The 14297-nt window shown below is 48.8% G+C and carries 15 protein-coding genes; 3 read left to right on the forward strand and 12 right to left on the reverse strand.

Translation table 11 applies throughout. From position 1 onward, the window contains the following. The first annotated feature begins 119 nt into the window (after positions 1-119). The 3 genes from lexA (at position 120) to DMN77_RS24350 (ending at position 2059) form a co-directional block, all read left to right on the forward strand. On the forward strand, positions 120-743 hold the full coding sequence (gene lexA / locus DMN77_RS22590) for a transcriptional repressor LexA (RefSeq protein ID WP_068781579.1): 624 nt from the start codon (positions 120-122) through the stop codon (positions 741-743). Positions 744-1042: 299 nt separating this feature from the next. After that, positions 1043-1342 (forward strand): DUF2642 domain-containing protein, encoded by a 300-nt coding sequence (locus DMN77_RS22595; protein ID WP_306294287.1) that lies wholly within the window; start codon positions 1043-1045, stop codon positions 1340-1342. A gap of 537 nt (positions 1343-1879) precedes the next feature. Then, on the forward strand, positions 1880-2059 hold the full coding sequence (locus tag DMN77_RS24350; RefSeq protein ID WP_483874242.1) for a DUF6199 family natural product biosynthesis protein: 180 nt from the start codon (positions 1880-1882) through the stop codon (positions 2057-2059). Positions 2060-2351: 292 nt separating this feature from the next. Here DMN77_RS24350 and DMN77_RS24070 read toward each other — a convergent pair whose 3' ends face one another. The 12 genes from DMN77_RS24070 to DMN77_RS22650 all read right to left on the reverse strand — a co-directional run. Beyond that, positions 2352-2477 carry a hypothetical protein gene (locus DMN77_RS24070; protein ID WP_256872548.1) on the reverse strand — a complete coding sequence of 42 codons (126 nt, stop codon included), beginning with the start codon at positions 2475-2477 and terminating at the stop codon, positions 2352-2354. Between the two features lie 266 nt (positions 2478-2743). Further along, a complete protein-coding gene (gene glnA / locus DMN77_RS22600; RefSeq protein WP_068781580.1) occupies positions 2744-4072 on the reverse strand; it encodes a type I glutamate--ammonia ligase in 1329 nt (442 codons plus the stop codon). An 18-nt stretch (positions 4073-4090) separates the two neighbouring features. Further along, entirely contained in the window at positions 4091-4504 is a 414-nt protein-coding gene (locus DMN77_RS22605) for a MerR family transcriptional regulator (protein WP_068781581.1), read from the reverse strand. A 93-nt stretch (positions 4505-4597) separates the two neighbouring features. Continuing rightward, entirely contained in the window at positions 4598-5851 is a 1254-nt protein-coding gene (locus DMN77_RS22610; RefSeq protein WP_179016359.1) for a methionine gamma-lyase family protein, read from the reverse strand. Between the two features lie 303 nt (positions 5852-6154). Further along, positions 6155-7129, reverse strand: a complete 975-nt coding sequence (locus DMN77_RS22615; protein WP_179016360.1) for an AAA family ATPase — start codon at positions 7127-7129, stop codon at positions 6155-6157. A 247-nt stretch (positions 7130-7376) separates the two neighbouring features. Continuing rightward, positions 7377-8054 carry a YdcF family protein gene (locus DMN77_RS22620; RefSeq protein ID WP_256872549.1) on the reverse strand — a complete coding sequence of 226 codons (678 nt, stop codon included), beginning with the start codon at positions 8052-8054 and terminating at the stop codon, positions 7377-7379. Then, complete coding sequence (locus DMN77_RS22625; RefSeq protein WP_068781585.1) at positions 8054-8614, reverse strand: ribonuclease FAU-1 family protein; 561 nt, start codon at positions 8612-8614, stop codon at positions 8054-8056. Before DMN77_RS22625 ends, DMN77_RS22620 begins: the two co-directional genes overlap by 1 nt. Positions 8615-8824: 210 nt before the next feature. Further along, positions 8825-11407 carry a PBP1A family penicillin-binding protein gene (locus tag DMN77_RS22630; protein WP_179016361.1) on the reverse strand — a complete coding sequence of 861 codons (2583 nt, stop codon included), beginning with the start codon at positions 11405-11407 and terminating at the stop codon, positions 8825-8827. A 177-nt stretch (positions 11408-11584) separates the two neighbouring features. Next, positions 11585-11824 carry an RNA chaperone Hfq gene (hfq, locus tag DMN77_RS22635; RefSeq protein ID WP_068781586.1) on the reverse strand — a complete coding sequence of 80 codons (240 nt, stop codon included), beginning with the start codon at positions 11822-11824 and terminating at the stop codon, positions 11585-11587. A gap of 24 nt (positions 11825-11848) precedes the next feature. Then, positions 11849-12820, reverse strand: coding sequence for a tRNA (adenosine(37)-N6)-dimethylallyltransferase MiaA (gene miaA / locus DMN77_RS22640; RefSeq protein WP_179016362.1), 972 nt, complete (start codon positions 12818-12820; stop codon positions 11849-11851). After that, positions 12813-13592 carry a class I SAM-dependent methyltransferase gene (locus DMN77_RS22645; RefSeq protein ID WP_179016363.1) on the reverse strand — a complete coding sequence of 260 codons (780 nt, stop codon included), beginning with the start codon at positions 13590-13592 and terminating at the stop codon, positions 12813-12815. The genes miaA and DMN77_RS22645 overlap by 8 nt, the downstream gene beginning before the upstream one ends. Before the next feature lie 17 nt (positions 13593-13609). Next, positions 13610-14297, reverse strand: a 688-nt coding sequence (locus DMN77_RS22650; RefSeq protein ID WP_483874241.1) for a DNA mismatch repair MutL family protein, incomplete at its 5' end; no start/stop codon positions are given.

Genomic DNA, 14297 nt, shown 5'->3' on the forward strand with positions numbered 1-14297 from the left:
CTATTCGGCAGATAGTTATAAAACGGGATTAAAAACGCATATGTTAGAACTTATGTTTGTACGAACGGCAGTTCTATGTTATAATTTTTCCAAACGTTACTAAGTGGAGTTGATTGGTTATGTCTAAGGTGTCCAGCCGCCAGCAAGCAATCTTGGAATTTATTCGCAGCGAAGTACGAACGAAAGGATATCCGCCCTCCGTCCGTGAAATTGGAGAAGCCGTTGGACTAGCCTCCAGCTCTACGGTACACGGACATCTGGATCGTCTGGAGAAGAAAGGATTCATTCGACGCGACCCTACCAAACCGAGAGCTATTGAGCTGCTTGGCGAGGAATCCGAAAGCGCCGGCCTGTTCGCCCATTCGGTGGCACGCGTTCCTGTCGTCGGCAAAGTAACAGCAGGCGTGCCGATCACGGCAACCGAGAATATAGAGGATTACTTTCCGCTGCCTAATCATTATGCGAACGATGGCGAGATTTTCATGTTATCCGTTGTCGGCGAGAGCATGATTGAAGCCGGAATTCATAATGGCGATTATGTTATCGTAAGACAACAGCAGACCGCGAATAACGGCGATATCGTCGTAGCGATGACTGAGGAAGATGAAGCAACGGTCAAGACCTTCTACAAGGAAAAGGATCATATCCGTCTTCAACCGGAGAATTCGACCATGGAGCCCCTGCGTTTGAAGCATGTAAGCATCCTCGGCAAAGTCATCGGCCTCTTCCGGGATTTTCATTAATCTTCATGTAATACAATGGATTGTGCCTGTCTGAACAAATCCCCATCGAGCGGGAAAATAGAAGCGATCCGTCAAAATTGACAGCAAGCGCCTAGTATCAACGGTTTATGCTGCAACGATGACATAAGGCATCCCATCAGGGATGCCTTTTTATGTTGTCATTTTTTACGATTCGTCTTTTAACGCAAAGTCCGCTTCTAACTCGTTGAATAAATTTTATTTTGTAACTGGGCCGCTGCCCAGTTGCTTTATAGGCATGAGCATAGAATGGCCTATAAATTAAATTGGGAGGTAATTTTTTGAGCAATTATCCTATGATGTACCAAATGCCCACAATGGCTAATATGTCTAATATGCCCAATACATCTAACATGCCCTATAAGCATCACATGCCTCAATCTATCGTTGTTCACCCTGTAGATCATTGCGTCGTCGAGTGTTTGATGTCACTTAAGGGGAATGTTGTCGTTCTTGAAACTACCCGCGGCAGACTTGACGGATGCCTCATCGATGTCAAACCAGACCATGTCGTGCTTGAAGAAAGACATAAGAAGTTTATTGTTCGCATTTGCGAAATTGTTTGGATTATGCCTGATTAATAGAACATAAGGGGGATCTCCCCCTCCTATCCTCACCTTCTAGCATGCGAGTCTGACCCAAATGCTTCAAAAGGTCAGCAAATCAGAATACAACTCCGTCCTTGGGCTTCCCTGCGGGAAGTTCTAAGGACATTATTTATGTTCCGGGACAGGCTAAAGGTATTCAATACACCATACCAGTTCCTTGTTGCCTCCGCCTACTTGACCCTCTTCTTTATTATGCTATCGTATTTATTGTAAGACACTGGAAATCACATAATCCCCAAATAAGTAGTATCCGTGAGAGGCATTAAGCCGATCTGGTTCGTTCTTACTCATTTATACACGATTCAACCAAATTTTTTTAGCTCTGAAGGACATATTGCCGGGGATTATACGTAGGACGAGAGTCAGAGATGTTGTTCGCAAGAGCGATTGGGGATGACCCTAAATTCCCCCAAAAATCAAATGGAACCATTTGGTTTACTTAAACTTATGATTCGCTAATAAGAGCTAATAAGGAGTGATCATATATTTTACTTTAGCCTATTATTAGGTATCGTCGCGATTGCCGTAGGCATATATGCCATTAAAAATCCGTATTCTTGGTGGTTTAAAAGAATCGGGGATGACAGGGATCCCAGTGAAGCAAGGATTTTATATGTAAAGTTTGCAGGAAAAGCAGTTATCATGTTGGGCGTAATAATTATCATTTTAGGCGTGCAGCATCTTTCTTGATGTGACTATATACTACTACGCGATAATGGGGTAAGAAACGTGAAATTTCTAGTTTTTGCTTCCAGTCTGACTGCACTGATTTTTTCAATCGTGGCTTTTGTGCGTACAATCAAGCGAAGGTAACTAAATATTATCTTACATTCAATATCCGCCGCGGTCCTTTCTAAAGCAAGTTGTATCAGAAAATAAATAAGCTCCGCCGGCATAAAGCCAGCGGAGCTATTGACCCGGTGTCATCGGATTTCGATTGCGCTACAAATGACACCGTAGTCACGCAACTAAAACGAATCAATTAAATAAAGAAGGCCCTTGTAATGATGACAAGCAGAATGAAGAGCACCAAAATTGCTGCTGTTGATGTAAACAGTCCTCCTCCGAATCCACCGCCGCAACCTACACCGCCAACGACTTCACCCATGTGTGCTTACCTCCTTGTTTTAAAGTACACCCTATCCTATTCAACTTTTGATAAACAGTTTGGACATATTCACCTATTTTCCGTCTATATAGTACATACTTGTACCATTTTAGGATGGGCAACAGTTATCGGCTTGTAGTTAGGTCAGGCATTTGTTGGGCACTTTGTTGGACATCTGCCGGGCACTTTGTGAATCCAGCCTTGCAGCTTATATTTCGCCCAACTATAAAAATCCCCCACGCCATACGGCGCAAGGGATTCCTCGATTAGTACAAAGTCATATATTGGTCGCGTTCCCATTGGTGGACTTGCATGCGGAACATATCCCATTCGATGGCTTTCAATTCATAGAAGTGGGTCATCGCATGATCGCCAAGCGCTTCAGCCATGATGTCGCTGCGCACCAATTCACCAATCGCTTCCTTGAGGTCTACTGGCAAGCTTGGAATACCTTCTTCGATCCGCTCTTCATCAGACATCACATAGATGTTACGATCAACCGGTTGAACAAGCGGCAGCTTTCTCTTGATGCCATCCAGACCCGCCTTAAGCATTACAGCAAGGGCAAGGTATGGGTTAGCAGCCGGGTCAGGGTTGCGGACCTCAACGCGAGTACTAATCCCGCGGGAAGCCGGAATACGAATCATCGGGCTGCGGTTGCTGGAGGACCAGGCTACATAACATGGTGCTTCATAACCGGGCACGAGACGTTTATAAGAGTTCACAGTTGGGTTAGTTACAGCGGCAAAAGCGCGCGCATGGGTCAAAATACCGGCCATGTAATGGCGAGCGTCCTGGCTCAGGCCAAGCTCATCCTTCTCATCATAGAAAGCATTTGTCTTCCCCTTGAACAGGGATTGGTGACAGTGCATTCCGGAACCACTCACGCCATACAGCGGCTTCGGCATAAATGTAGCATGCAAGCCATGCTGACGAGCGATCGTCTTAACAACCAATTTGAAGGTTTGAATTTGGTCAGCAGCTTTAATGGCCTTCGCATATTTGAAGTCAATTTCGTGTTGGCCAGGAGCTACCTCATGGTGGGATGCTTCGATTTCAAAGCCCATTTCTTCAAGCGTTAGCACGATCTCACGGCGGCAGTTCTCACCAAGGTCCGTCGGTGCAAGGTCGAAATACCCCCCTTGGTCATTCAACTCCATAGTGGGGTTGCCCTTCTCATCCGTCTTGAACAGGAAGAATTCTGGCTCAGGGCCGACATTCATCGAAGTGTAGCCCAGCTCTTCGGCTTCCTTCAGCACACGCTTCAGGATATTGCGCGGGTCACCGGCGAATGGCGTACCATCAGGCATGTACACATCGCAGATTAAGCGGGCAATCCGATCCTCGCTAATCCAAGGAAAGATAACCCAGGTTTCCAAATCCGGAACCAGATACATGTCAGATTCTTCGATCCGCACATAACCTTCAATGGATGAACCGTCGAACATCATCTTGTTGTCCAGCGCTTTCTCCAACTGGCTTACCGGAATTTCTACGTTCTTAATCGTTCCGAGCAAATCTGTAAATTGCAGACGGATAAAGCGGACATTCTCTTCTTTGGCGATTCGCAGAATATCTTCCTTGGTGTAACTCACGCTAACATCTCCCAACAGTTATTTTAATTTAAAATAGCGGGATAATTCCCCCTGGATTAATGAAACCTGACCAGGACGTTGCTTCGTGAACAATTCCTGCTTCAGCATGCGATAGAGCTCAGAAGTCGGTATTTCCTTGCGTTTTTCTTCAGTGTCCCGCGTCATTACAGTTGCTTCTTCAGATTCGCCATTAGCCGGAGCAATCACCTGCTTAATACCAGCAATATTAACTCCCTTATCAATCAAGGCTTTAATCTCGAGCAGACGTTCCACATCATTAAAGGAAAACAGACGTTGGTTCCCGGATGTGCGCGCGGGTACAATCAACTCATGCTGTTCGTAATAACGAATTTGCCGAGCTGTTAAATCCGTAAGCTTCATCACGATACCAATCGGAAACAAGGCCATATTTCTGCGAATTTCGTCACTCATCGCTCTCAACCTTCCAGTTTAATTATCATAAATTAATGATATGTAAGTTATTCTGACATGTCAATAGTAGTGTCAGGTTTACTCACAAGAATTTTATAGCAGATGACGATCCTTCATCGTCTGCAATGCGGTCAACAGACCGAACTTAACGTGGGAGTAGGTAAGTCCGCCCTGCATATAAGCGATATAAGGTTCACGAATCGGCGCATCCGCGGATAACTCGAGACTTCCCCCTTGAATAAACGTTCCCGCCGCCATAATAACCGGATGTTCATACCCCGGCATATCCCATGGCTCAGGCACAACATGTCCGTCAACAGCTGCTGCCCGCTGAATGCCTTGAACAAAAGCGATCAGATGCTCCGAGCTGCTGAAGGAGATCGCCTGGATCAGATCCGTACGCGGATCATTCCAGCGTGGCTTACTATCAAAGCCAACTCTCTCGAATAAGGCTGCAGCCAGAATACTTCCCTTAACGGCTTGTCCTACGATTGTTGGAGCCAGGAACAAGCCCTGGTAGATCCCCCGAGTCGTACCCAGCATGGCACCAACTTCTCCGCCGATGCCCGGCGCAGTCAAACGATTCGCCGCCAGCTCCACCAGTTCAGCTCGTCCGCAAATATATCCGCCGGTCTCGGCCAGCCCACCGCCGGGATTTTTGATCAGTGAGCCTGCCATCAAATCGACTCCTACTTCTGTTGGCTCCTGCTCCTCGGTAAATTCTCCATAGCAGTTATCGACAAAAACGATACAGCTTGGGGACAATGACTTCACGCGCTTTACCATCTCGCCAATTTGCTCTACGGTGAAGGAATCTCGCCAATCATATCCACGCGAGCGCTGGATACCGATCACCTTTGTCTGGGGCGTTATTTTCTCGGCCACCATATCCCAATCGACCATGCCGTCAGCCCGCAATGCCACATCGTCATACATGATTCCAAAATCCTGCAAAGAACCCGTTCCATCCCCAGGCTTGCCGATCACCTTATGCAGCGTATCATAAGGCTTGCCTGTAATATAGAGCAGCCCATCCCCAGGACGCAGCACGCCAAAAAGCGCTGTAGAAATAGTATGCGTACCGGAAGCAAAATGCGGGCGAACCAGCGCCGCCTCTGCGCCAAACACATCTGCATAGACAAGGTCAAGCACTTCGCGCCCCCGGTCGTTATAAGCATAGCCGGTCGAACCTGCGAAATGAAAATCGCTCACATGATGCTTCTGAAAAGCTTCGATCACTTTGAACTGATTTTTGTCCACAATACGATCCATTACACGGAACTGCTGTTCAGCTTGACGTTCCGCCTCTTCCATCCTGGTTACTATGTCTTCTGAAAATACCGCCATCCAACTTTTCTCTCCCTTATTCCCTCACATTCTCGCTGCACATCATTTGAAAAGCTGAACCTTATGGTACTGTCGGCCAACCGCTCCGGCAAAAATGCGGAACGGCCGTCCAACCGCGTCAACCACAGGTTCAACTTCTCGTCACAAGATCCAGGTCAACCAATTCCAGACAAAAAAAGCTATATCCTAAACAAACAAGACTGTACTGGAACTTTGCCTCCCCCTGGAGATATCTAACTTCTATGTTTAAAATAACTCATTCAGTTTGAAGGAAACAGCTGCATAAATAAATGCTCAAGCAAATTACTTATCAAGCTTCAAGTCCTCGGTGCGAATCGTCATTAGCTCCAATTTACCGGGCGAGCCACCGCTATATTGATTCAGAATGCGCACGGCCTGATGCCGAATCGCACGCTCAATGACATTGCGGACATGTCTGGCATTGCTGAACACATGCTCGCCTTCCATCTTCTCCCGCAGCAGATGCTGTTTCAATTTAACAATCGCCTGCGGCATCAAAATATAGTCGCGTTCCTTGGCCATACCTTCCGCGATCTGAATCAACTGATCGATCGTGTAGTCCGGAAACTCCATTACAATCGGGAAGCGCGAAGGCAATCCCGGATTGGTGTCCAGAAAGAAATCCATCTCGTCGCAATACCCCGCAAGGATCAAAATGAACTGGTTCTTCGAATCTTCCATCGCTTTAACCAATGTATCAATAGCTTCCTTGCCAAAATCCTTCTCACCGCCGCGTGCCAAACTATAGGCTTCATCCACAAACAGAATGCCGCCCATCGCCTTCTTGACCAAATCGCGAGTCTTCTGGGCCGTATGCCCGATATATTCTCCTACCAGGTCTGCCCGTTCGACCTCGATCAGATGGCCTTTGCTAAGCACACCCATTTTCTGAAAAAATTTAGCCACTAATCGGGCGACGGTCGTCTTGCCGGTTCCCGGATTGCCTTTGAAGACCATATGGAACACCTGCGCCCCGGACAGCAGTCCAGCTTCTGAGCGCATTGAGGCGATTTGCAGGAGTGCAAATATCTCATACATCAATTCTTTAATATGATCCAACCCCACCAATCCGTCCAATTCCTTCTGCAGATCTGTAAACAGACTATTCTGCGGCACAACTTTGGCAGTTGGATGAGCTTCACTGTCCGGAACACTCTGCGAGACAACCGGCGGCTCCGAGTTGCGCAGAACAATATTGATTTGTCTTGAAGGCCTCTCCTCGGGAGGGCCACTTCTGGCCATTACTCGCCCTGACATAGCGTAGATCACCTCTTTATAGGGTAGGGGCTTACACATTTTTGAGGTTGTTTAAAAAGTCCCCTTTGATCACGAAGCAGCACTCGAAGCTTGAATTCATCCGAGCCTTCTGTTGCTTACGTACAAACTTCATACGCTCCGCTCCTCAGTCGCTAGCTTCACCCAACCTTCTCGGTGCTGAAAGTCTGACTTTTTAAACACGCACTTTAAATGTATTCTCTTTCCCCGTCCGATATTAGAAGTTTTGTCATTTCCAGCCAATAGCGAGCAATACAGAATCTATCTTCCATTTCGTATAAGCCAAAATTTCACGCAAGATGGTAGGAACACGCTTAAGCACATGCGTCTCTGTAAGCGATAGCTTGGGGTTGGAATAATCCAGCGCTTTCGCAATCTCATAAGAACGGTTGCCGTGAAAAGTGTGGGTAATAATCACCGCCGAGGTTAACCCCTGCTCCTCCATAATCTCCTTGCTGAATTTTAAATTTTCATAGGTGCTGGTCGCTTTGTTCTCAAGCAGAATCGCTTCCTTCGGAATACCGTGCTGCTCGAGGTAGATCGCCATTCCTTCCGCTTCTGTGTAACGGTAGTCCGGCTTGTCCAGCCCACCCGTCAGTATGAACGTGTGGAAGCGGCCGGCCTTGTAAGCAGCGATCCCTTGCTCAAGCCGCTCCTGCAGTCCCGGACTGGGCTGATCGCCCCACATCGCTGCACCAAGTATAATACCTACATCTGCAGGCACCGAAGCGGCAGTCGTCGCAGCCGTATTCCTGTATACACTGCCGATCTGAGCCAATGCATAAACCGACCATAAAATGCCGATAAGAATGCATGTCAACCCCATGCGCAGAACCCAGACGAATTTGCGTTTGCCCCTTCTTCTGTTCCCGACATACGGCGAGCTTGTGCGGTATTGAGCCATCATTAACCTCCAGGATTGCTAGAATCAGATTGAACGTAGCCGGTCCGGTAATGCTCAAGCGACATCGCAAAATAAGGGAACGCTTGATTCTTAATCAGTTTCATCACATCGCGGGCCGTCTCCTTCGCCAAATCATAGTCTCTAACGCTGATAAGACCGCGGCTCAGTGCATCATCCAACTCATCTTCATCCAGCAAGAACACCTCGCCGTTCTTCAGAACAACAATATCCAGGTACAAATCATCAAACCACGGGACACCCTGATCCGTAACACCCTGGGTTTTACATACGTCGATATACCATTCCACAATGCTTCCACGGTCATCAAACATCGCAGTTACTACATAGTGGGCTCCTTTAGGATAGTATTGAAGCCAGGTGTAACCCTTATCGGCAATGCGAAAGGTATGACCTCCATACGTCTTCCAAAGAGGGTCCCGCAGGGCATTAATGCCATAAAACGTGGCATAACCTGTAAATGTGTCACCTTCAACATACTTCGATTTGAACTGGCGCTGGGTCACGCGGCGCCAGTTCGCACGATCTCCGAATTTTCGCTTCATGTTCAAAACCTCTCTGGCACAATGTACTTTCAGCTTACCACATTTGAGGGGTTCACTCAAAAACGAATCTGCAAAAACCGCAAAAAAAATACGCAAAAGAACCCCGATGCTTTTGTAAGAACATCGGGGTTCTATCGCAATCCTATTTCTAACCTTTTCACATCTCGGTGTATCTATATCTTTGGGAATATCCTTGAGACCCGAGGCGGTCTACATTCCACCGGTACCGCTGTCCTGAACGCCAGTACTATTGCCGGATTGGTCGGTACCTGTACCTGGCGGATTGGTGCTGGAATCACCTGGGGTAGTCCCCGTAGATTCACTTCCATCGTTGCCCCCATTGCCGGGCTCAGTCCCGGTACCGTTTCCTGGTCCTGTTCCTTCACCGCCAGGAGGCTGTGTGCCGCCATTGCCGGACTCCCCCGTTCCCCCACCATTAGGTGGAGGCGTTATTTCACCGTTGCCGCCTTCACCAGGATTTGGTGTATTACCGCCATCTGGAGGCGGAATAATTTCGCCCTCTCCACCGTTATCTTCAGCAGGAACCGAGACCTGAGCGATGTTCGACGGCTGACTCTCGGCGTCGCTCGACGGATCGTAGACCGTTACATAATACTCATAATCGGTTCCTGGCGTCACAGTCAGGTCTTCGGCTGACGTGGTGACTACATCCATATAGCGCACAAATTCCGATGCCGCAGCCTCTCTCTTGTAGATGCGATAGTTCACACCAGGCTGATCCACACCCGTCCAGTTCAGGGTAACGGTTCCTGTTCCTTCATCGTAGGAACCGTTCAAATCGCCAGGTGCTGTAACTTGAACTTCTTCCTGCGGCGGCTCCGGAGTTTTCTCCAGGCTGGAAGGAACAGGGAAGTCCTTCACTGGAACACCTTTGAGCGCTTCCTTCATGATCGTCGCGAACAAGGACGCGGCTTGACCACTGCTGCCGTTGAGCAGGTGGTCCTTATCCGGTTTGTCATAACCCTCCCAAATTGCAGCTGTCCATTCCGGGGTGTAACCAACAAACCAGACGTCACGGTTCTTGCTGCTCTTCAGACCTGGAATACCATGCTGCGTCGTTCCTGTCTTACCGGCCAGCGGACGATCGATTTTAGCACGTCGGCCCGTCCCATCGTTAACAACATTCTGCAGCATCTGCGTCATGTAATAAGCGGTGGTCTCGCTAAATACCCGCTTTGACTTCGGCGGATTGTAAGTGAACAGATCCTTGCCGCCATGATCCTTAATCAGCTTGATGGAATAAGGTGCGTTATACTCCCCGCCATTCGCATACACGCTGAAGGCTCCAGCCATTTCCATGGTATTCGTACCATACGTAAGACCGCCGAGCGCAATCGCCAGGTTGGTGTCATTCTTATCCATCTTGATGCCCATTTCCTCGGCGTACTTCACACCTGTCTTAACTCCAACCTGATTTAATAACCATACGGCCGGGATATTCTCGGACTTGGTCAACGCCGTGGTCATATCGATCGTCTTGGAATAACCATGCAAGTTGCGCGGGCAATAGTCGCCGAAGCACTGCTTCTCATTGCTGATCTGCGAGTTCACATTAAACTTGCCGGACTCCAGCGCAGGACCATAGGACACGATCGGTTTGAAGGCTGAACCAGGCTGTCTGCGGCTTTCAATGCGACTGAAGCCTTTGCGCTGATAGTCGCGTCCGCCCAGCATAGCAATTAAGCTGCCATTTTGATGGTTCATAATAACGATCGAGGCCTGGACCTGCTGATCATCCTTGCTTTTCTCAAAGAAATCATCGTTGTCGAATGCTTTTTCAACCGCTTTTTGCGCCTGAGCATCCATCGTTGTATAAATTTTGTATCCACCGCGGTTCAGATCGTCTTCTGTCAGCCCGTACTTCTCCTCGGCTTCCTTAATGACATAATCCTTGAAAGCCAGATAGCTCTCGTTTTTCACCGGCGGAACATAATCATAATCCACAGCCTTTGCTTCATCGCGTTCTTCGGCCGAAATATAACCTTGCTCGAACATCAGATCAAGCACGACACCCCGGCGCTGCTTGGACAGTTCCGGATTGGCTACCGGATTGTACTTGGACGGGCCTTTCGGAATCGCCGCCAAGGAGGCAATCTGCCACAGCTTCAAATCTTCCAGATTGCTGACTCCGAAATAACGTTGTGACGCAGCCTTGATTCCATACGCTTTCTGACCGAAGAAAATCCGGTTCAAATAGAGTGTAATAATCTCATCCTTCGTCTTATGGTTCTCCAATGCCATGGCAATTGACATTTCGGTTGCTTTACGGAAGAAGGTTTTGTCGCGGCTCAAGAACATGTTCTTGGCCAGCTGTTGCGTAATCGTACTGCCCCCTTCAACGAGTGAACGGGCCATGACGTCCTTCACAGCAGCGCGTCCGATGGACCATAGGTCAACGCCTTTATGTTCATAAAAACGTCTATCTTCTGTAGCAACGAATGCTTTTTTCACAAGATCAGGGATTTTATCGGAGTCTACAGGCTCGCTGCGGTCCACCGACAATTCGCCCATCATATTTCCATTGCGATCATATACCTTCGAAGTTTCATAAATAAACAGCTTATCCTCATTTTCGCTCAGAATTCTCTCACCGTTGACGGTAATATAGAGATATCCCGCAATCGCGCATATAATGGCAATCGCTACAGTGAAAAATAACGTCCACATAATCCGTCTTGCCGTAAGTTTTCTCTTTTTTGTTCCTTTCGGCTTGGCCGGCTTGTGACTCGGGTTGCTGCTCCTTTCCAGTCTGGAAGGTCTCTTAGTAGACATTTTTCTCTGACTCCCTTCATACCAGTCTCACTTGACAGCAAAATCGACAGATGATTGTTTTTCTCTAATGACCAGTATTCTTAGTCGGAAAGAAAAGAACAACCTTTGATCAGGTTGCTCCACTCTTAGTCCTATACCTTTAAACGTACTGAAGGTCAAAAAGTTTCAAACTCCAAATTATACCTCTCCCGCAGACTCCTGCATCAGGGATACATTGCGCTGTGGCTGGAAGGTAGAAATCGCATGCTTATACACCATTTGCTGGCGTCCATCGCTGTCAATGACAATCGTAAAATTATCAAAGGCTTTGATCGTTCCGCGAATTTGGAAGCCGTTCGTCAAAAATACGGTTACGGGTATACTCTCTTTGCGAAGCTGGTTCAAAAATGTATCTTGGATGTTGATGGATTTGTTCATTCGTCGTACCCCCAATAGGATCAATTAGTATTTAGATTTATATTCAAGATTTAACTGAAACTTTCCTGCTATTATAGCACGTACAGCCTCTAAATTCCCGGAAAAATTTTTATGATCGGTCACATCCACCCAGGATATGTCCTTCATATGCCGAAACCAGGAGAGCTGTCTCTTCGCGAATCGTCTCGTATCCCGCTTCAGCTTGGTCACAGCATCCTCCAAGGGAACCCCATCTTCCAAGTGCTCGAGGATTTCCTTGTAACCCAAACCCTGCATAGAAATAAGGTTTCGGGTGAAGCCTTGGCCAAGCAAGCTTCTGACCTCATCTACAAGTCCGACTTCCATCATCTCATCGATTCGCTGCTCAATACGGTTATAAAGCATTTGACGGTCCATTGTCAAACCGATGATGCATAAGTTGTATGGAGACTGCTTATTCTGTGACTCCAACTGCGAGGATAAAGTTGTCCCGCTCAGATGATATATTTCCAAAGCCCGGATTACCCGGCGCACATCATTAGGATGCAGTTTCTCTGCAGATTTGGGATCGACAGCTGCTAATCTGGCGTGCAGCGTTTCGTTCCCTTCCTCATCTGCTATACATTGCATCTGCGAGCGGAATCCTTCGTCGCCGCCTGTATCTGTGAATTGATACTCATAACAGACAGATTCCACATACAGGCCCGTTCCCCCGACAATGAACGGCAGCTTGCCCCGCTCCCCAATCGCGGGAATCAGTTGCCGGCAGCTATCCTGAAACTGCGCTACCGAGAACGGTTCATCCGGATTGAGCACATCGATCAGATGGTGGGGGATTCCTTCCATTTCAGAAGGCTGTATTTTGGCGGTACCGATATCCATACCACGATAAACTTGCATGGAATCACCGGATATGATCTCACAGGAGAAGGCCTTGGCAATCTCAATGCTCAGCTTCGTCTTGCCGACTGCTGTCGGGCCGACCAGTACAAGCAAGTTCGGTCTGTCGTTAATCATCAAGTGAAATCACTCCGTAGACAATTTTGGTATGAGCGCGCCGGGCCTCCCGGAAGCCAAGTCTTGCAAACTCTTCGCTCCCCATCTTTTCTTTCAGCACAACGCTTCTGCGGGCAACCCGGCAGGCTTCCTTGACCGCCTCCTGACTTAACCCTTCATTGTTGGCAAAAGTACGAAGCGGGGAGATCGCTGCCGATTCCATAATCGGATGGCGGAACATAGGATCGAAATAGACGACATCCGCACTCTTGTCCGACATCCCCCGAAGCGCCTGCAAGTGATGGACATGCCTGGTCTCGATCCGCCGCAGCGCCGCGTTATAGTCAGCCACGCTCGACTCATAATACGCAAGACCTTCCGTTAGGAGCGCCCAGAGAGGTAAGGAATCTTCCAGGGCGAGAACTCGCCCGGAAGGCCCCGCGCCCAGAGAGAACACCGAAGAATCAGCGCCCAGACCAGCCGTGCAATCAATAATTGTATCGCCCGGGCGTACGCCAGCCGCTTCGAGCATCGCATCCGGCTCGCCGCGAAGAAGGCGCTTCCCCCGGACGAAAGCCATGCTGGGATGGAAGGAGAGCGGCTCCGCCCCTGTCCGATGCAGTCTTGCACCACCTGCCAGAATAACGAGAATATCGTCATCTCCGTAGCGCTCGGCCAATTTGGTCAGTGACATCCGATTTCGCGGAACAAATCTGGCCCCTGATTGCTTGGAGAGGGCCATCGCACGCTGCACCGACTCCTCAGCGCTATGTTCACCTGTTGTTATAATCAAAACATAAATTCCTCCGTTCACATAACCCGCTTGAACAACTTCTCCAGATCATAATTCGAGAATGAAATAATGATCGGCCGTCCGTGCGGACAAGTATAAGGCTGCTTGCAGGCGGCAAGCCGCTGCAATAAAGTATCTGCCTCTTCTGCCGTAATCTTCTGATTCGCCTTAATCGACGCCTTGCAGGATACTAAGGTGGACGATTTCTCCCGCAGCTTGGAGAGGTCGATCGCACGTTCGCTAAGCACCCATTCCGCCATCTCCTCGATGATCGAAGCTTCTTCCCCGCCCGGGAACCAGTACGGGTGTGACACGACGCGGAAGGTTCCCCCGCCAAAGTGCTCTAGGATCACCCCGACCTTTTCGAACCAGGATAATCTCTCCTTCAGCTTTTCACTGTCAGATGGCGTAAATTCAAGGGTAATCGGCAGCAGCAGCTCTTGGGAAGCATCCGCTGGATGCCCGAATTTCTCATAGTAATATTCGTAATTGACACGCTCGTGTGCGGCATGTTGATCGATCAAGTACAGGCCTTCCTGATTTTGTGCAATCAGGTAAGTGCCATGATGCTGACCGATCAGCTCCAGCTCCGGGAAGGCCGGCAATTCCGGCGCCTCCTGCGGAGCGCCGTATAGTGCCTGCGGCGCCGCGCCGCTTGCCGCTGGCGCGGCCTGCCCCCGGCCGCCCGGGGCATAGCTGCCCGGG

It is taken from the genome of Paenibacillus sp. 79R4 (assembly GCF_013393165.1).
Lineage (GTDB): Bacteria > Bacillota > Bacilli > Paenibacillales > Paenibacillaceae > Fontibacillus.